Source organism: Chryseobacterium mucoviscidosis, assembly GCF_002177115.1.
GTDB lineage: Bacteria > Bacteroidota > Bacteroidia > Flavobacteriales > Weeksellaceae > Chryseobacterium > Chryseobacterium mucoviscidosis.
In genome coordinates, this window is the sequence record NZ_MVAG01000193.1 from 173,835 (window position 1) to 193,913 (window position 20,079).

Here is a 20,079-nt window from a genome sequence, read left to right on the forward strand (position 1 = left end):
AGTCAAAAACTTAGAAATCATTTGATGGTTAGACTTTTTGTAATTCAATATCTATTTTAAAAATTTTATCTACTAAATACTTTCCGAATTCTTGCGTTAGTTTTAATTTGTCAGCACCTCGCATAAGGCTTCCATAACTATTTTTACCACTAGGGGTAATGTTAAAAATTGTTTTTACGAGAAATTCTGCTTTTTGATTGGAGATAGTAATATTGTTATTTGCCCAATTTCGACCATAATTAGGAGTTAGGTTTTCGCCAATAAGATAAAAGGGCCATCGGCTATTACTATTAATACTTTTTATAGAAGACTTTACTCTCGATATTGAAAGAATCTTTAAATGTCCAACAGCATATGAGATTATAATATCATTTTTTTTAATACCATGAGGTTGTTTAGCAAAATGTAAATCGCTTTCAATTTCATCAAATTTTTCGCTTAGAGAGATTATATTACCAGTTACACCTATTGGTTTAAGCCAAAAAGTTGTTTTTGAATCAATATTAAAATAATTATCTTTATTCTCAAAGAGCAAAGATAAATTTAATTTTATCGATTTTTTTTCGATTTTCGGTTTAGGTGTTTGTTGGATATGGCTAAGAAAAAGATCAATATTTAGTTCATTTAAACTTTTATATTTTATACTATTTATGATGCTATTTTTAATTTCCTTAATTTCATTGTAATTATCAATTATGATTCCCCACTCATTATTAATTCTTAATCCATTGTCAGTAAAATTGGCAGAGGTAATGATTGCTTTTGCTTGATAGTCTTCTTCAGCAATGAAAATTTTTCCATGAAGTGAATTATCAATTAATATTTCAAATTCAATATTTTTAAGATTGAAAATATTGTATAATTGTTTAAAGTATATTATTTTTGAATACTGATCTAAATCGTAAGGTTTTAGCGTTGTAATTATTGTAACCTTTTGCAAATTAAATAAATTACTAAAATTAAAGAGATCTATATTTTTTGTAATGAATGGACTAATTATAACTATTTCTTTTGCTGATTTAAAAATATCAGTAAGATAGCTTAAATGATTTTTTCTTGTAAGATTATTTATTATCATTCTTCCCGAAAATGTAGTAATTAATTATTAGTTCTTACTCCAATTCTGCTTTTTTAAATACTCCTGTTTCGTCAGCCTTATATAAAAGCTTTCCAATACTTCTGACATACTTCAATGGAATTTTTGGATTATTAATATCTTTTCCTCCTGTATCATACCACTTTTGTTGCCACGTAGAATAGTAAGGTTCTAAATCGGATGGAGTTAATTTATAAATCTCTTTTAGCTCTACGCCTTCATATACTGCAAATATCCAGTCTACTAATCTGTATTTTGCAATAATAGTGGGATTCATATGGTGATGTGTTGAAAATCCTTTTGTAAGTAAAACATTTAGAGATTTTAATTCGTATTCATTACCATATTTATCTACCGCATCATTTCCTTCTCTTCCTGGAAGATCTTCAAGACCTGTAACTAGTAATACCTGTAAGAGCTTGCCTCCATTATCTTGAAATATGTCGTTTATATTATTAGTTTCTGTAGCTAGTTTTTGATACTCCCTAATAAATGGTATTAAATGATTAAGTCTTTCTATTGGAGTGTTAAGCTCATTAGTTGATAATAAAAATTGAATAGGAATTTCAAGTGCAGTGGCTATTTTTTGTAGCATTCCTAGAGTAACATTGTGCCTAGCGTTTTCAATATACCCAATGTATGTTCGATCAATATCGGCTTCATTTGCTAAATCTTCTTGTGTGAAACCTTTTTTCTTTCTATAATATAAGACATTTTTCGCTATTGTAGTTAATAGAGGTAAAATGTCTTCATTTGCATCACTCATTTTTATTATATTTGCTGCCTATAAAAATCAAAATATTTAGTAAAAAATCTCTCCGAATATATTCGGAATTTTAATATTTGCTAAATACTTTACTCTTAATATATACGGAGATGCGGAACTTACAATATGCTTATTCAACAAACCTAGGTAAATGTTTTGTTGGGGATTCTTTAGAATTAATTGACCATTTAGATGATGATAGTGTAGATTTATGCTTTACAAGTCCTCCTTTTGCTTTGTTAAGAAAAAAAGATTACGGAAACAAAGAACAAGATGAATACGTTGAGTGGTTGACTCAATTTGCATATAAAATACTCCCTAAATTAAAGGAGACAGGTAGTTTTGTAGTTGATTTAGGAGGAGCTTATGAAAGGGGTTTTCCCGTTAGAAGCTTGTATAACTATAAAGTCTTAATAAAATTTTGTGAAGAAGTTGGCTTCAATTTGGCTGAAGAGTTTTTTTGGAATAATCCTTCAAAATTACCAAGTCCAATAGAATGGGTGAACAAACGAAAAATTAGAGTAAAGGATTCTGTAAATACTGTGTGGTGGTTTTCCAAAAGTAAATTTCCTAAATCAGATGTTAAAAAGGTTTTAACTCCATATAGTGACAGGATGAAAAAGCTCATTGAAAACCCTGAAGGATTTTACAAACCTGCAAAGCGTCCATCAGGTCACGATATAGGTAAGAGTTTTGGAAATGATAATGGGGGAGCTATACCATCAAACTTATTAAATTTTTCTAACTCGGATTCAAATTCAAAGTATATGAAATTCTGTAAGGTAAATGGTCTAAAGACACACCCTGCAAGATTTCCAAAGAAGCTACCAGAATTTTTTATAAATCTTCTTACTGATCCAAATGATTTGGTAGTAGATATTTTTGGAGGTAGTAATACTACAGGAGAGGTTTGTGAAGAATTAAATAGACGTTGGTATTCTTTTGAATTAGATAGGGAGTATGTGGCTGCATCTACATTTCGATTTTTAAATGATAATACTAGCAATTCCATTGAATTTTATAATAGAGTAATATTAGAACAGAGTATTGATTTTTAATAATCAATATAAGTTTGAATTTTTTAAATAAAAAGCCTTTAAATCTAAGGCTTTTTATATTTATATTTCTATTGAGCAGTTTGGACAAAATAAAAATATTTTAATCATTTCTCTATATCTTAAATGGATTTTAATATACTCTTGTAATATTGACAATGCAATTTTTAGCAATCTTTCTTCCTTAAAACCTAAAACAATATAAAATTTGGTAGTATCTAGAGTACTGATTTTATATACCCCATTATTGATGTTTTTTACTTTACTAGGTATTATAGATTCATTAATTTTAATTATATCACATAAAATATTGTGGTTAAATTTGTCGGCATTTCGAATAAACTTTAGTTCAATTCCAATAGTTTCACCATCATAAAAATACCCCTTATGTGGATAATTGAAATCATATATTAATCTGTCAATTTCATCAAATTTTTCAACAGATAACTTTTCTTCATTAAGAATTGTTAGATCGAGCTCAAAACCACTTTTTTTATCATCCTTAAACCAAGATATTTGTGAATGGATTGGTAAACCCCTTAATTTAGCATAAGAAAAAATTAGACATTCTAAATCACCCTCTGTTATAATAAGATTCCTGTTTTTCTGATAATCCGAAAATAATTTTAGTAAAGCAGATTCAAGTGTATTGATCCAAGTTTCCATTTGAAATAAATTTATTGTTAATAAAAGAACCAAATATAAGGAGAACATTTATTGCGAACTTACTTCATATAGCTTCCATTTTATAATTGTTACATAGTTATCTTAAGATTTATTTTATATTTATATATCTTGTTCCATCTCCTGCAAGGTTCATAATCTCTAATCTATTTTTGTTATAAGAGAAAATATATAGCTTGTCTTCTCGGCTTCGCAAAAAACAACTTACAGATTCTCCAAATTTGCCGAAATTGTCGCATCTGCTTTTAGGGTCAATCTTAAAAATATAAGGTTTTAGAAGTTCTGAATCTTTGATGCTCACAGTTTTCTTGATGTTATCAATTGTAATTTTTGCTTTTTGTGGAATCAGATCGGTTAAGTTACCTTTTTCAACAACCTGAATCATATTATAATTCAATGTTTTTATCTGTGCAGAAATGGTTTGTACAGCAGAAATCAATATCAAACCTGCAATAATTTTTATTTTCATCGCTTTATTTTTCAGAGATTAAAAAACTATTTCTTTTTTCACTTGCTTCGGTATAGCTGTTGAATACAAAAGTTTCTTTTTGGGTTATTTTGCCTTGATAAACTTTTGCACTAGGTGAGTTAAGATACTCGCCAACTACCTGATCTTCGATTCTGGCTTTTACTTCATCATCAATACGATTAAGTTCTTGGATCTGAGACACGATATTAGATTCCTGCATTTGACTTATTCTGTTTTCCGTAACGGATAATCTTACAAATAGGTATTGCATTTGAGGTTTGGAATGTGCTTCCAGTTTACGATCAATCTCATCAAACTGTACTTTCTGATTGGCTTTGATTTTAGCCATCATAGAATCAATGTGCGGATCATCCTCAGTTTTGAATTTTGGTCTAGGTTTTTCACAGGAAATAACACATAATACAGCTATTAGTGGTAATAATGTTTTTATCATAAGTGATTTGTTACATCACTCAATCCCGAAAAGTGAAAGGTTAATAAATGCAGAAAGCACGGGATTAAACCATACTTGCTAGCAGAGGCTCTGACAAAGCCAAACGACACAAATAGGAATAACCCGTGCCATATAGCACGAGTCATAAACCATTTATTTTGTATCGTTTTTTGAAACTGTCAGATTTCTGCTAACAAAATAAAAGCTATGCTTCTGTTTTTCGATAAAATTTGAGGTGCTAATATAAGAATTTTTGTAATTATATGACAGTCTGTTTTTTTTGATGGAAATGCAACGGTTCGCACATCATCACCCACAAAAAAGAGACTCTTATCAAAGTCTCTTCTATCTCTATGATCAACCTGTAATAGCAGAAACGTAGCCAATGCTCGCAGTATTTGGTGGTATAATGTGTAGAAAGTTTCAATTAACCGAGAACCTGCCATTTTGCCAAACTGCTTGTTGCGAGTTCATTTTTATTTTTTTAGATGTCTTCCATATAATTTTTTGAAAGATTCTATATTGGTAGACATATTTTCACTAACCTCTTGAATAGATATATTTATATTATTTATGTAAAGCTTGGTAATGTTTACTAAGAAGTAAGTCCAAAAAAAGAGATATTGAGCATGTGAATAGGTTTGAAGGGACGCTTTACTACTTTTAAATGGTGAGAATGTATTTCCATGAAATCGTTCATTTCGATATGTGTATATTAGACCATTTACTACCAAATCAATTTTTTCTTTTAAATCAAAGAAATATGTATTGATTTGTGTACTATTTAAGCTATCTTCTAAATTAATGTTTTCTCCGTTTAATAATTTAAACACAATTCTTCCGACTTTTCTAGTGTCTTCTCCATTTGTAAGATTACCATATTTAGTATATAAATCTTTTAAAAGGTTATCTAGTTTTATATCTAGGTTACCATTGCTCATAGCAATTCTAGTATATAAAGGATTTGCTTTCGGATTTGTAATTGAATAATTATCTAACATTCTTTTTGCCAAATATTCATAGGACTGAGAAGGCATTAATTCCAAAAAGGATTCAACAGAGTTTTTAATATTCTGATTATTAGAAATAACATCGAACCAATAGTTAGATTTAGAATATTTTATCAAATCGGATGCATTTATACAATTCTGTCCTTTATGTAACTCGTATGCTTTTCCCATATAAAATTCCAAACCCTTCCATGAGAAATCAAATGCTAAATCCATTTTCAAGGGTAAAACATCCAATGATTCAATTAAATAAGAAATGTATATATGGTAATCTTTATCAAGTTCATAAGGGTATTTTAAGGGTGCAAAGAGTTTTAATTTGTTGTTTGATAATTTTTCCCTTATTCGTGTTAAAAAATAGAATTCAATAGGAAATAGAAAATCATAATTGTCATTTTCTAATCTAGGCTTCCAGGAATTCACTCTTTCTATTCTTAGACTTTTATATTTTTCTGATATATTTTGTGTATTGTTAGTCATGTAATTTTAACTGTTTTAATTTGCAGAGCATTTTTAAAATAACGTACAACTTTCTAATTTACGTATTGCATCAATAATAACAATAGATATTTCCGCAATTTTTTTAATCTTTATGAATTAGTATAGATAATAATTTGATTCTTCAGTAATAATAACGGATGGAGTTTTTTTATGCTTTTTTGTGTAGGCGCATATTTATACTATTTTTCATTAAAACGCACTACATGGAAATTATATCATATCTGTACTGCGACTGAGGATATGACTCTATCTGCAATAGTTTTATAGTAATTTACAATTTCCTTTTTTATTATACATTCGCTGTAAACTACAAAATTTGATTCATTTTGTAAATTATTACAAGTCTATTGTGACTTAGGTAAGTAATCTTTACTGTTTTTGGCGGGTGTAGAAAAATAATTTTTTTACGGACATACTTTTGTCAATATATATCTGCCAATTTACCCAAAAAAACAAAAAAGTCCCTAAAAGAACGAGGGATTTTAGAAACACAGAGGATGAAAAAATAAATTTTCAGACACTATTTTATTATATTCTTTTAATATCTGCAATCTGTAAACTAGCATGAAAAGAGGTGTTCTCGAAGTTTCTGCAACATAGTACCTATATATATCATTCATATCTATCATTATATCTATAAATACATCTAACAACCCTAAATTAACTTTTCGGGTGACTGTGATAGTTTTTTTTCTGCGTAGTCCGAGAAAGTGTTTAATACATAGGTTACTATTTACACCAACCCCGTCAAAATTTAGTATATAAAAGTATCCCCTATGCTAAAACTCAAAATTTTTGTATAGGCATCGGGACGATGGGTACTAATTCCGTTTGGTATGGGGTTAAAAGATCTTTTTTTGATCCGCCCCTGCCTGCATAATGTTATTTTTTGACACCTGTTTTTGTTTTCCTGCGTTCCGAGTGGTTAAAAAGATTTTAACAAGTGTTGATATTTTGGTTGAAAAGTGCTGTAAACACTTGTATTTATGGGGTTTTTGTTGTATATTTATGCTGTACTTTACTACTTAAAACAGCCTTGTTTCTTTATGTACAAGGTTCAATATAAAACAAAAAATGCCTAGAAGTGCGGGAACACAACTAGGCGAATCAATAAATTTTAAATCACGCTTAAAACTTATCAACATGACAAATTTACGAAATTGTCTTGATACTGCTAGTATCTATGTATCAACGTACGCCAAGTACAACAATTCAAGCCTTTACGGTAAATGGTTAAATCTCGGAGACTATTCGGATTATGAAGATCTTTTAGAAACAATGCGGGAACTACACAAAGACGAATCAGATCCAGAGTTCATGCTTTCCGATTACGAAAACTGCGAACTGTTTGAAAAACTCGGATTGATTAGCGAATGCCATTTATCACCTGAGATTTACAAAATAGCGCAGCAAATAGATGATTCGGGACATAATATCGAAGTTTTTATAGCTTGTATTGATTGTCTTGGCCGAATGGATTTTCAAAGCCTGTACGAATATGTAAACAATTTTTATTACGGTGAATTTTCGAGTGATGAAGATTTTGTACAATACTTATATGAAGATGATACGTTTAATATTCCTAATTGGGTTGTGATTGATTGGAGCGCAACCGCACGGAGTATAATGTTTGATTATTTTGAAAGTGACGGACATTATTTCCGTTCATAGAATATAATTAGATTAAGATACATTCAAATAAGTTAAAATATTTCAAGTCGGGAACAAAGTCGGGAGTAAAAAAATAAAAAACCTTGAAAATCAACCGATTAACAAGGTTTTATGTAGACCCACAGGGATTTTCACCTACCATTGCTTAAAGCCTCAATAAATATATAAATTGTACATTTTCAATGAATTACTATTTTTATTAATTTTATGATATTCAATAAATCTATTTGGATATCATAAAAAATGGCTGTAATTTTGGCTGTAATTTATTTTAATATTGAGATGATAAATATAAAAAGAAAAATCAACATTGTTTTGGAGAAAAGAAAAAAAGACGGTGTAATAGTTAATCATAATGTTCCGATTTTCTTCCGTGTAACTTTCAATTCAAATAGAGTGAATCTTTTTACAGGTTTTCGTGTTGATAGAAATAATTGGGACGAGAAATTATCTCAAATTAAGAAAGGTATTTCTAATATTAATGGGGAAACTATTGAAGAGATTAACACTAAACTGAGTAATCTTGAGAATGATTTACAGGCTTTTTTCATTAAATGTCAGGTTGAAGATAGAATTCCTGATCTAGATGAATTGAAAATTAGTTTTGGACAGGTTAAAAATAAAGGCAATACAAAAGAGAAAAAAGCTATCAAAACTGATGAAAAGGAAATGGAAATTGAAACTTTTTTCGATACCTTTGATAAATTCACAGATTATTCTGGAAAAGTAAATAATTGGACGATTGATACGTATAAAAAATTTGACGCACTAAAAAATCATTTACTTTCATTCAACCCAAATCTTACTTTTGACAATCTCAATTCCGAAGGTCTTCCAAAATTACTTTCTTATTTTTCTAATACGTTGAAGTTAAACAATGTTACAACGAAAAAGTATTTGAAAAATCTAAAATGGTTTTTGAGATTCGCTGTGAAAAATAATTATTGTGATAATCAATATTTTCAACAGTTTGCACCAAAAATAAAAACGGCGGACAAAGTTGTGGTTTTCTTGTCTGAAGAAGAAATTCTTAAAATTAAAAATTTAGAAATCTCTCAAACCAAAAAATATCTCGAAAGAGTACGTGACGTCCTTCTCTTTACGTGTTTTACAGGATTGAGATATTCCGATGTTCAAAAACTAAAAAAGACAGACATCAAAAATGATAAACTTTATATTGTTACCAAGAAAACGTCTGATTCCATCACAATTGAGTTAAATGATATTTCCAAAGAAATATTAGAAAAATATTCAGAAATCGAAACAGAAATGGCGTTGCCAGTAATTTCAAATCAAAAAATTAATGAATATTTGAAAGAGTTGGGACGTTTAGCCGAAATAGATGAACCGATAAATCACACTTACTTTATCGGAAATAGTAGAAAAGATGACACCAAACCAAAATTTGAATATTTTTCTTCACATATTGGCAGACGTACATTTATTTGCCTTTGTATTTCAAAAGGAATTCCAATTCACGTCGTTATGAAATGGACAGGACATTCGGACTATCAATCGATGAAACCTTATATTGATGTAGTAGATTCCACAAGAGAAGTTCAAATGCAAAAACTTAACATCATATGAAAATATCTGAACACCTTGATACAACACTAAAATTAGAAAAATCACTAAATAATTTAAACAGAGATAATCTATCAAAATCTTTGATTGATAATCTATTTGAATATTCAAAATCTTTGAACGAAATTGAATTTAGTGAATTATTTGAACACAAAAGACCTGGTTTAATTTACAAAGAATACAAAAATTCCATACAGAGATTGAAATTTCTTATTCATTATAAAAAGGATGTTTTAGGATTTAATAAAATTTCAAATCTAATAGATAAAGAATCTGCGAAAGAAAAAAGCGAATATGATTTTCACTATAAGCAATTACGTGAAATTAGTTCAGAAGAAAGAGAACTGAATTCCAAATTAGAAAGTTGGGCTTACAAATATGCCAATGATTCAATTGAAATTAAGCAATTAAATGATGAATACGAAATAGTTAAGAAAAAATACAACAATGAACAAAATATTAGTTCTTCTTTGTATCAAAAATGGGAATCTAAAAAACGTGGTTTGTCTTATCTTTTAAACATTAATCCTATTGAAATTACCAATCAAATTAATGAGATTGAAAATCAACTTTTAAGACTTGATCATTTCGAGAAATATTCCGAAAAATTGTTGAAAGAAGAAAGATTGGTTTATTTTATCCATAAAATTTTTGTCGAATTAAAATTAATCAAGCATATCGGCTATGTGGAATTTTCTAATCAACTATTAGAAAGTAAAATAATGACATTGGAAAAAGAGCAAAAAAAAGACAGAAATATCGCTTATGCAATCAATTGCATTGCAAATGAATTTATTTTACCTGAATCAGCCACTAATTGGAAAAAAGATATGGTAGATTATTTTGAAATAAAAGATTTTGAAAAGAAAATCAATCCTTCTGAAGAAAATAAAAACGAAATTGACAAGGAAATTGACGACATTATTTCTCTCGCAAAAATGAACTCCTTTTAATCTCATAAAATTGATTAAAATCAATAAACATTTCAAAAAATCACATTTTGACACACTTAGAATTTTATAGAATCTCAAAATAGTTTAAAATATTATAATTTATTGAAAATCAGCACAAATAATTGTGCTGATTTTTATTTTGAATTTTTCTGAATTTCAAAAACTTCCAAATTTTGTATCAGAAAATTTTAAAACAATGGATACACAAAATTTATTATCAAAGCCTATTTGGCAAATGACGGGGGAGGAATTTTTGACACTAACAAAAACAGAAAACCAGAACAAAACAGAAAAGATTCAGTCTGAATCATCAGCGAAAGCAAATCCAAAATTGGTTTATGGTATTCGTGGAATTGCAAATCTTTTTGATTGTTCTATTGCAACTGCAAATCGAATTAAAAAAAGTGGTGTAATTGATGGGGCAATTTTCCAACGAAACAGAACCATAGTCGTAAATGCAGACGAAGCCCTCAAATTATTTAATGACAGTGAGAAAAAATAAAACTCAGGTTATTCATTAAAAAAAATCAGGCTGTTAAACTGAAGTAGATGGGAAAAGCTCAAAAACGGTATCAAACAGAAGCAGGTTCAGTCACGGTCTTTGATAAGGTCATCAAATATCTGAACCAAAAATACAAAGTCCGGTACAATGAAGTTGCTTTAGAATTTGAAATCCGTACCGAAAATGAAGATTGGGACGAACTCAATATCAATTCCTTGTTTATTGAGTTGATTCAATTTGGGATTAATATCACTTTGAATAAGTTGGAGATTTTGCTGAAAAGTCATTGGATAGAGAAATACAATCCGATTGAAAATTACTTTAAAAATCTACCAAAATGGAACGGTGAGAATCATATTCAAAAGTTAGCAAATTACATCACGACAACCGATAATGCATCGTTTCAAAATCATTTTGAAAAATGGTTAACGAGAGCGGTTTTGTGTTCACTAAAGAAAGGGTACGTCAACAAACAATGTTTCGTTTTGTTCAATACCAAACAAAATTCTGGAAAGACAAGTTTTTTGAGATTCCTGATTCCAACCGAATTAGAAAAATATTATACCGAAGATATTGGAATTGATAAAGATGGATTGATTTCTCTTTGTAAATCTTTGATTATCAACATTGATGAACTTTCGGTGATGTCTAAAATTGATGTGAATACGCTGAAATCCTTTATTTCCAAAAATACTATTAATGCAAGATTACCTTACGACAGAAAATCGTCATTAATGCACAGAACGGCTTCTTTTTGTGGTTCCACTAATCGTTCTGATTTTTTAACCGATGAAACAGGAAGTGTGCGTTGGCAAATTTTTGAAGTGTTGGAAATTGATTTCAATTATTCTAAGGAAATCAATATTAATCAAGTTTGGGCTCAAGCATATTTCAATGCTTTTGAAAGAAAAAACTACAATCCGGAACTCACTGCTGAAGACATTCTGGAAAACGAGAAACGGAATGAAAAATACAAACAAATCAGTTTGGAGCAGGAAATTATTATCACTCATTTTGAAAAATCTGAAAATAAAAATGAATTCCTCACTGCAACTGATATTATGTTGGCGATGAATAATGCTTTGGGAGTTCGGTTAAACATTATAAAAATCGGAAAAGCATTAACGGTTTTAAATTATGAACGGATAAAACATTCCAAAAGACAAGTCTATGGTTATGTAATCAAACGAAAAATCGAAGAATCAAAAAACGAATAGTAGCAAATCGACTTACCTCAATTACCAACTTACCTAAAATCTTTTAAAACTATTATTAATAAAGGTTTTTCTAATAAGGTAACATTAAAATTTCTTCTTACCTAAGTTACCAATTTATAAACTTTGAAAAGGTAAATAGGTAGAAAAAGGTAACTGACAAAAATTAACCAAAACTCTTTCTAACAAAGACTTTGGTAGAAAGGTAAGAAGATTCTGAAAAAACTTACAAAACTTTAAAATATTAAAAAAATGAACTGTAAAACCGCAAACGAAAATATTAATATTAGAGAGATTTTGGATAGTTTTTCTCTTTTTCCAAGCAAAGAAAATTTGAAATCAGCATTTTATTTTGCTTTTGACCGAAAAGAACGGACACCAAGTGTAATCGTCAATTTTGGAAAAAATACAGCTTTCGATTTTGGAACTGGCAAACAATACGATAATGTTTCTTTGGTTCAAGCCATTAAAAAGTGTTCGGTTTCTGAAGCATTGGAATATCTGAGACAATTTGAATTTTCAAGTTTTGATAGAAATGACAATTCGAAAAATAAACAAAATTCTGATAAAAAATCAAAAACCAATTATGAGATTTTGGAAATTAAAAATGTAGAACGTTCTTCACTTTTGAGTTATTTAAAATCCCGAAATCTGGAAAGTCAAAAATCGGATTTAAAGGAAATTTATTATTTGCTTCATGACAAAAATTATTTCGGACTTGGTTTCAAAAACAATTCAAGCGGTTACGAAATCCGCAATAAATATTCAAAAATCTGTCTCGGAAAAAAGGATATTTCTACGATTAAAAACGGAAGTGAAACGTTGAGAATTTTTGAAGGATTTACGGATTATTTATCATTCAAAATTTTGGAAAAATCACTCGAAAAAGAACCTTCGGATTACCTGATTTTAAATTCGGTTTCTATACTTTTCAAAGCTAAAACTGAACTTGAAAACCATCAAAAAGTTGAACTCTATTTTGATAATGATGAAGCTGGAAATTTGGCAACCGAACAATTAATCAATCTACATAAAAATATCACAGACGAACGTTTGCTCTACAAAAATCACAAAGATTTGAATGCGTTTTTGATGAATAATGAAATTAAAGAAGAACGTCGTCCAAAATATGGCAGATAGTGAGTGCAAAAAGTACCCAATGTTTACAAAAAGCGTGGACGCTAATTGTAAAATTGGAACTTTTTGGTTTTTTCCTATCGTCAAAAACGTCTTGAAAAACAAACTGAATGTTGATAAATAATAAATACACAAAAATATGGAGAATGATTTTTTGAAAAGTTTTGTCCTGAAAGTCTCCCGTGAGCAGGAACAAAAAAAAGAGACGGAAAAAAGGAAACAATACTTCCGTGAACTCGGAAAAAAAGGAGGGCTGAAAAAGAAAAGTGCGAACCATCTTTTACGAGTTGTTTCCGTGCGATTTACCGAAAAGGAATTTAAGTTTCTGGAGGACGAAGCTAATAAATACAGTTTGAAAATTTCGACCCTTCTTCGAATGGTAGCAACAAAAGAGGAGTTGAAAGTCAAGGAATTTGAAACTGATAAAATCCTTTTGGAATATGGCAATAACTTTATCCGAATCACCAACCTTTTGCGAAATTCCGAATGGTCTGCTTTTGAAAATAAAAAAAATATCCTGCTGGAAATCGAAACCGTTTTGACATTGATAAAACAATACCTCTATCAAAAGATTCACGAACGGGAGAATCTGATGAATGAAGAATTATGAATAATTCGGCAACAACAAGACTGATTTCCAAAATCGCTTTGGAATACAACGGAACTGACAAAGGAACGGCGAAGATGCTTGGAACAAACAATCTTCTCGGAAGCAGTCCTGAAGAACAATTTTTGGAAATGAAAGCAATAGCAAAAAGAAATTCCAATGTCAAAAAATGGGCTTTGACAGGTTATATCTCACCACCAAAAGAAACAGGCGACCAACTTTCTGATGCAGAACTGGCGAAAATCACGATACAGGCTCTTGCAAAAGTCGGAGTTTCGGAAAACAACCAATATCGCTTGGATGTCCACAATTCTACGAAACAAAAGCATATTCATTTCGTGGTAAACCGGATTGACACTTTTGGAAAATGTACGGTCAAATCCCACAATATCGGGGAGAATTTCGGTAAGGCTGTAAGGGAAATCTGTAGAGATTTGGGTATAAAGACAGACATCGAAACAGGCATTGATAAAAGAAATGAGATGTATGAGAATCTGGTTGCCAGTATCGGAAATTCTAAAAATTTTGAAGAGCTGGTTTTGGAAATGTCGAATCGGGGTTATTTGGTTTCATTGTCGAGCAATGTCAAGGTCGGGATTTCGGGAATGAGAATCGTTCTTAAAACAGATATCAACGATGAAACCTCACGTCAGTATAAAGCAGGATACAAGCTTTCGGAAATTACTAGCAAGCTGAAAATATCGGAAATAAAGAAAATCTTTGAAGATAAAACAAAACGCTCGGAACAATTGAAAACATCAAATGATTCGGAATTTCTTAGACAAAATAAACGGAATGAGGATTTGAGAAATAATGAAATGAAAATAGAGAACAATAAAAAATTTAAACGTTAAAAATTATGGACAATACACAAAAAGACGGAATGGAGATTTTGAATCAAGTTATAGAATCCTGTAAAGCAAATATTGAATCTAACACAGAAACTAAAGCTTCAGTTGAAGATTATATGAATGTATCTTCAGAACTTGAACAATCTGTATCGGCTTTGATAAATATAATCGATGAAACATCAAGAACTTATCAAAAAGAAAATGAAATATTTAAGAAAACCGTAAGTCAAATCCCGAAAATAATTATTGCGGAATTATCTCAGCAAAGTATTGAAGCTTTACGAAAATCGAATCTTGTTTGGGGTATTTTTGGTGCAATTTTACTGTCATTTTCGACAATTCTAATAAGTGGAAATCTTGCATTCAAATGGTATTCCGAAAGTATCCGTTCCAAAAGCGAGCTTAGAGAGGAAATCCTTTCCGAATTTGAAAAGGATGGAAAACTGCTATATCCTAAAGACGACATTCAAAAATTAGAAAACAACACCGAACTTGTACAAAAATGGATTAATAAAAACCCGAAAGATGCGGAGAAATTCCTGAGATTCAAAGATGGTTACGAAGCTAAATAGGTCTATTGTCTTTATTTTTTTTAAAGTTTGGAAAACAAAATAGTAAGTGGGTTGGAAAATATTAAAAATAAACAGAACCAAAAGAGTAGATTAAAACGGTAAATATTTGAAAATTTATTCTTAATAGTCTTAAATCATACATAATAATTTTTGAATATCCGTAATTTATCATAAATTTTGTATATTTGGTTTAAATCAAATAGTTAGGCATGAATTTATTCAGTTTTTCAGCACATTTTGGGACAGAAGACGACTGTAGGAACCATTTCAAATCCGAAAGAGACAAGATCGGGATAATATGCAAATGTGGAAGTAGGGAGCATTTTTGGATCAAGAGCAGGTTGAGTTATGAATGCAAGAAATGTAGGAGTAGAACCTCCCTGAAAAGTGGCACAGTCATGGAAAATTCAAATTTGCCTTTTTTAATTTGGTATAAGACCATGTTTTTGATGAGCGTTACCAAGAAAGGATTTTCTGCTAAAGAAATCCAGAAACAATTGGGACTGAAGAGGTATGAACCGGTTTGGGCAATGGTCCATAAGTTGAGAAGAGCCATGGGAAACAGGGATGCGAAATACACTTTGGAAGGAATGATAGAGTTTGACGAAGCCTATTTCACAGTAGCATCCAGCGAAGTAGAACACGAAAAGGGAATTCGCGGGAAAGGTGCAGTCGGTAAACAAAACGTCGCAATGATGGCGGAATCAACGCCGTTAGAAGATATCGATACCGGAAGAAAAGAGAAACAGGTCCGCTTCTTTAAAGCGAAGGTTTTGGATGGACACGGTGGGGAAGAAATCAGTGAAACCATTAAAGAATCACTTGACAATCAAAGTATCGTCTTTACAGACAAAAGCACTTCCTATGTGGATATTGCAGATTTCGTGGAACTTCATGTTATGGAGAAAAGTTCAAAAGAAACTACCGAAGAAACTTTAAAATGGGTTCATATAGCCATCAGCAACGCCAAAAGAAATTTGCTAGGTAATTACCACAAAATAAAAAGAAAATATCTCCAACTCTATCTCAACGAATTTATCTACAAACTAAATCGAAGATATTTTGGAGACAGACTCTTTGAAAGGCTTATAATTGCTAATATTACAGGGTTATGATTAAAAACGGATATTCAAAAAAACTTTAAATTTCATGTAAAATATTATCTAAATTTGTGGGATGCCGATAGAAATTATTTACCGAAACGATCATTGCGAATGGATTGACGTGGAAGCTCCCACGGAAGAAGACCTGCAGTTTCTTCATCAAAGATATGAAATCAACCTTCTTTTGCTGGAAGACACCATTGATCCGAACCACCTTCCAAAATTTGAGGAGGACGGAAATGTGAAGTTCTTCCTGATGCGCGAAAACACGGAACTAGAGCGCCAAAATCTCAACACAATCAGTGACATCAGTACAAAACTCGGGGTTTTTATTATCAACGGTATTATTATCACGACGCACCGAATGAAAAACCGCAGTATCTATGAGCTGAAAAAAGAAATATTTTTACCCGAGAATAAAGAAGTCACGCCCGACAAAATTGCCCTGAATCTCGCCTTAAAAGTGATGAAATCCTACGACGACGAATCACAAAATTTGATGGAAACGATGGACAATGTAGAAAATGAAATTTTCCTAAAAAACACCAACAATACGGTTCAAATCAGGCGTCTTTACAAGCTGAAAAGAAAATCTGGATTGAACACAAGAATATTGAACATCTCCACAGTTTGGGTGGATAAATTCAAAATTTTAAACCTGGAAGAAGCTGCCGTAACGGATTTGACAGATAAATATAAAGATGTAATCGCAGATTTCGAGCATTTGAATGCGCAGATTACCAACTTAATTTCGATGTATCTCGCGTTAAGCGACCAAAAAGCGAATCAGGTAATGAAAGTTCTTGCGATTTACTCCATGTATTTTTTCCCTATTACTTTTATTGCGGGGATTTACGGAATGAATTTCGACAATATGCCCGAACTTCACCAAAAATATGGTTATTTCTTCACCTTGGGATTAATGGCATTTATTGCGCTGCTTACTTTCATATATGTTCGGAGGAAGAAATGGTAGCGATGCCCATAAAATATCACACTTTTATTTTCACTTTTCAAAAGATATAGTCTATTTGTTAATTTTTTGTTAAAAATTTTTTTTTTATGTTTTAATTATTTTTACTTTATTTACATTTAATTATTAATTTAAAACATAAAAATTATGGCAACCAAAACAACTAAGACAGGTAAGGTAAAACCTAAAGCTGATGCAGCGGATCAGCTTAAAGACTTTATGATTGACGGTTTGAAAGATTTATACTGGGCTGAAAAAGCATTGGTAAAAAATCTCCCGAAAATGCACAAAAATGCTACATCCAAAAATCTAAAAGCTGCCATTGCAGGCCATTTGGAAGAAACCAAAGGTCAGGTAAAAAGACTGGAAGATGTCTTCAAAGCATTGAAATTGAAACCCGAAGCCGTGAAATGTGACGCGATGGACGGACTTTTGAAAGAAGCTGAAGGAATTTTGGAAGAAACCGAACCGGGTGCAGTTCGCGATGCCGCGATTATAGCGGCAGCACAAAAAGTGGAACATTACGAAATTGCATCTTACGGAACGATGGCGACCTACGCCAAACTTTTAGGACAAAAAGAAGTTTTGAAACTCCTCCTGGAAACTTTAAAACAGGAAAAAACCTGCGATAAAGATTTAACCAAACTCGCAAAAACTGAAATCAACCTTAAAGCGAAATAAATGTGAAGCGGTTTTATGACCGCTTTTTTTGGCTTATTCCCATAAATATCATTTTAACATCTATGAAAGATCAAAAGAAAGACGACAAAAACGTCAACAAAAAGCTTTCGGATTTGGAGAAAAACATTTCTGTGTCCGATAACCAGTTTCTAACCACTAATCAGGGTTTAAAGATCAATGACAACAATAATTCCCTGAAAGCCGGAGAACGCGGACCTTCCCTGCTCGAAGATTTTATTTTAAGGGAAAAAATTACCCATTTTGACCACGAAAGAATTCCTGAAAGAATTGTTCACGCAAGAGGAAGCGGCGCACACGGAATTTTTGAACTTTATGAAAGTCAGAGCGAATTTACCAAAGCCGGCTTTCTGAATGACACTTCCCGAAAAACTCCTGTTTTTGTAAGGTTTTCAACTGTTGCAGGTTCGAAAGGTTCTACGGATTTGGCGAGAGATGTTCGCGGTTTTGCCGTGAAATTTTACACCGATGAAGGGATTTTCGACCTTGTTGGAAACAACATTCCCGTTTTTGCCATTCAGGATGCGATGAAGTTTCCTGATTTCATACATTCCGTTAAGCCTGAACCTGATCACGAAATGCCTCAAGCTGCTTCTGCACACGACACTTTCTGGGACTTTGTTTCTTTGGTTCCGGAAACGATGCACATGGTTTCTTGGGTGATGAGCGATCGCGGAATTCCAAAATCTTTGAGAATGATGGAAGGGTTCGGAATCCATACTTTTAGACTGATTAATGAAAAAGGAAAATCAAGTTTCGTGAAATTTCACTGGAAACCGAAATTGGGAGTGCATTCTGTTTGTTGGGACGAAGCCACCAAAATTTCCGGGAAAGATCCTGATTTCCATCGAAGAGATTTGTGGGAAAACATCGACCAAGGCAACTTTCCGGAATGGGAATTGGGCTTGCAAATCGTTCCCGAAGAAGACGAATTCAAATATGATTTCGATCTTTTGGATCCTACAAAATTAATTCCCGAAGAATTGGTTCCGGTAAAAATTGTGGGCAAAATGACGCTTAACAGAAATCCTGAAAATTTCTTTGCCGAAACAGAACAGGTTGCATTTCATCCGGGACATTTAGTTCCGGGAATTGATTTTAGCAACGATCCTTTGCTTCAGGGAAGACTTTTTTCTTACACCGATACGCAACTTTCGCGTTTGGGAAGTCCTAATTTCCACGAAATTCCAATCAATCGTTCCGTTGCTCCCGTTCATAACAATCAGCGTGATGCTCACATGAGAATGACGGTGAATAAAGGAAAAACCGCTTATCATCCAAACAGTTTGGGTGGTGGTTGTCCTTATCAGGCGATGATTGCGGAAGGCGGATTTGCAAGTTTCAACGAAAGAATTGATGCCCAAAAAATCCGAAACCGAAGCGAAAGTTTCAGCGACCATTTTTCACAGCCGAAATTATTCATGAATTCACTTTCTGAGCACGAGAAGCGTCACATGATCAATGCATTCGCTTTTGAATTAAGCAAAGTAAATTACGACCATATTAAAGAAAGGGTTTGTCATCACTTGAGCATGATCGATAAAGACGTCGCGAAAAAAGTGGCAGACGAAATTGGTATTAAAATTCCGGGAAAAGTAGAAATGCCGATTAATCAAGCGATTGGTGCCGATGAAAATCCAAAAAATCACCAACCAAAAGACGCCAATTTCGTGAAAGAAAAATCTGAAAAACTTTCAATGGAAGCGCATAACAAAGGTGACATTAAAACAAGAGTCATTGGAATTTTATGCGATAACAATGTGGATGAAGATTCTTTCAACCAGTTCAAAAAAGTTTTGGAAAAAGAAGGTGCAAGTTGCAAAATTATTGCACCGAAAGGCGGTAAAATAAAAGGAAACAAAGGCACGGAAATAAAAGTAGACGAAAATTTCCTAACGGTAACTTCGGTTTGTTTTGAAGCGGTTTTCGTTCCAAACGGAATTTCTAATGAAGTTGTAAAACACGAAGTTGCAAAACATTTGCTGAATGAAACCTTTAAACATTGCAAAGCAATTGCGATTGAAGGAAATGCGAAAACATTGTTAAAAAACACGGATATTCCTGCCGATAAAGCTGACAAAGCTCTTTTGGTGGATACAACTCCGAAAGATTTTGTAAAAGCCATTGCATCGGGAAGAAATTGGGATCGTGAACTTCATCCAGTAGTTCCGGCGTAAA

20 protein-coding genes are annotated in these 20,079 nt (G+C 31.7%); 14 read left to right on the top strand and 6 right to left on the bottom strand.

The features are described from left to right. Positions 1–28 precede the first annotated feature (28 nt). Both B0E34_RS20295 and B0E34_RS20300 read right to left on the bottom strand, forming a co-directional pair. Positions 29–1,078, bottom strand: coding sequence for a phospholipase D family protein (locus tag B0E34_RS20295; protein ID WP_087712390.1), 1,050 nt, complete (start codon positions 1,076–1,078; stop codon positions 29–31). A gap of 34 nt (positions 1,079–1,112) precedes the next feature. Beyond that, complete coding sequence (locus tag B0E34_RS20300) at positions 1,113–1,862, bottom strand: helix-turn-helix domain-containing protein (protein WP_087712391.1); 750 nt, start codon at positions 1,860–1,862, stop codon at positions 1,113–1,115. Positions 1,863–1,972: 110 nt separating this feature from the next. Here B0E34_RS20300 and B0E34_RS20305 point away from each other — a divergent pair, with 110 nt between their 5' ends. Continuing rightward, positions 1,973–2,920: a DNA-methyltransferase gene (locus B0E34_RS20305; protein ID WP_087712392.1), complete on the top strand. Its 948-nt coding sequence runs from the start codon at positions 1,973–1,975 to the stop codon at positions 2,918–2,920. 60 nt (positions 2,921–2,980) lie between these two features. On the opposite strand, the gene B0E34_RS20310 is transcribed toward B0E34_RS20305, so the two are convergent. From B0E34_RS20310 to B0E34_RS20330, 4 genes are all read right to left on the bottom strand, one after another. Beyond that, positions 2,981–3,583, bottom strand: coding sequence for a hypothetical protein (locus B0E34_RS20310; protein ID WP_087712393.1), 603 nt, complete (start codon positions 3,581–3,583; stop codon positions 2,981–2,983). Positions 3,584–3,692: 109 nt separating this feature from the next. Further along, on the bottom strand, positions 3,693–4,070 hold the full coding sequence (locus B0E34_RS20315) for a hypothetical protein (protein WP_087712394.1): 378 nt from the start codon (positions 4,068–4,070) through the stop codon (positions 3,693–3,695). Between the two features lie 4 nt (positions 4,071–4,074). Next, positions 4,075–4,524, bottom strand: a complete 450-nt coding sequence (locus tag B0E34_RS20320; RefSeq protein WP_087712395.1) for a hypothetical protein — start codon at positions 4,522–4,524, stop codon at positions 4,075–4,077. A 476-nt stretch (positions 4,525–5,000) separates the two neighbouring features. Next, positions 5,001–6,014: a hypothetical protein gene (locus B0E34_RS20330; RefSeq protein WP_087712397.1), complete on the bottom strand. Its 1,014-nt coding sequence runs from the start codon at positions 6,012–6,014 to the stop codon at positions 5,001–5,003. A gap of 1,095 nt (positions 6,015–7,109) precedes the next feature. Between B0E34_RS20330 and B0E34_RS20335 the strand changes: the two genes are divergently transcribed. The 13 genes from B0E34_RS20335 to B0E34_RS20395 all read left to right on the top strand — a co-directional run bounded on the left by B0E34_RS20335 (position 7,110) and on the right by B0E34_RS20395 (position 20,078). After that, complete coding sequence (locus B0E34_RS20335) at positions 7,110–7,706, top strand: antirestriction protein ArdA (protein ID WP_228423120.1); 597 nt, start codon at positions 7,110–7,112, stop codon at positions 7,704–7,706. A 243-nt stretch (positions 7,707–7,949) separates the two neighbouring features. Then, on the top strand, positions 7,950–9,293 hold the full coding sequence (locus tag B0E34_RS20340) for a site-specific integrase (RefSeq protein WP_123956722.1): 1,344 nt from the start codon (positions 7,950–7,952) through the stop codon (positions 9,291–9,293). Then, positions 9,290–10,243, top strand: a complete 954-nt coding sequence (locus B0E34_RS20345) for a hypothetical protein (protein ID WP_028123572.1) — start codon at positions 9,290–9,292, stop codon at positions 10,241–10,243. Before B0E34_RS20340 ends, B0E34_RS20345 begins: the two co-directional genes overlap by 4 nt. A gap of 196 nt (positions 10,244–10,439) precedes the next feature. Then, positions 10,440–10,745 (top strand): DUF3853 family protein, encoded by a 306-nt coding sequence (locus B0E34_RS20350; protein ID WP_028123571.1) that lies wholly within the window; start codon positions 10,440–10,442, stop codon positions 10,743–10,745. Positions 10,746–10,792: 47 nt separating this feature from the next. Further along, positions 10,793–11,962, top strand: a complete 1,170-nt coding sequence (locus tag B0E34_RS20355; protein WP_028123570.1) for a VapE domain-containing protein — start codon at positions 10,793–10,795, stop codon at positions 11,960–11,962. A 249-nt stretch (positions 11,963–12,211) separates the two neighbouring features. Next, positions 12,212–13,099: a DUF8464 domain-containing protein gene (locus tag B0E34_RS20360; protein WP_028123569.1), complete on the top strand. Its 888-nt coding sequence runs from the start codon at positions 12,212–12,214 to the stop codon at positions 13,097–13,099. 136 nt (positions 13,100–13,235) lie between these two features. Beyond that, on the top strand, positions 13,236–13,706 hold the full coding sequence (locus B0E34_RS20365) for a plasmid mobilization protein (protein ID WP_076551422.1): 471 nt from the start codon (positions 13,236–13,238) through the stop codon (positions 13,704–13,706). Continuing rightward, on the top strand, positions 13,703–14,557 hold the full coding sequence (locus tag B0E34_RS20370) for a relaxase/mobilization nuclease domain-containing protein (protein ID WP_051259716.1): 855 nt from the start codon (positions 13,703–13,705) through the stop codon (positions 14,555–14,557). Before B0E34_RS20365 ends, B0E34_RS20370 begins: the two co-directional genes overlap by 4 nt. 5 nt (positions 14,558–14,562) lie before the next feature. Further along, positions 14,563–15,126, top strand: coding sequence for a hypothetical protein (locus B0E34_RS20375; RefSeq protein WP_028123567.1), 564 nt, complete (start codon positions 14,563–14,565; stop codon positions 15,124–15,126). 209 nt (positions 15,127–15,335) lie between these two features. Continuing rightward, positions 15,336–16,241, top strand: a complete 906-nt coding sequence (locus B0E34_RS20380) for an IS1595 family transposase (protein ID WP_087712398.1) — start codon at positions 15,336–15,338, stop codon at positions 16,239–16,241. Positions 16,242–16,302: 61 nt separating this feature from the next. After that, positions 16,303–17,205: a magnesium transporter CorA family protein gene (locus B0E34_RS20385; protein ID WP_087712399.1), complete on the top strand. Its 903-nt coding sequence runs from the start codon at positions 16,303–16,305 to the stop codon at positions 17,203–17,205. A gap of 144 nt (positions 17,206–17,349) precedes the next feature. Then, positions 17,350–17,883, top strand: coding sequence for a ferritin-like domain-containing protein (locus B0E34_RS20390; RefSeq protein WP_087712400.1), 534 nt, complete (start codon positions 17,350–17,352; stop codon positions 17,881–17,883). 62 nt (positions 17,884–17,945) lie between these two features. After that, positions 17,946–20,078, top strand: coding sequence for a catalase (locus B0E34_RS20395; protein ID WP_087712401.1), 2,133 nt, complete (start codon positions 17,946–17,948; stop codon positions 20,076–20,078). The last annotated feature ends 1 nt before the right edge of the window (position 20,079 follow it).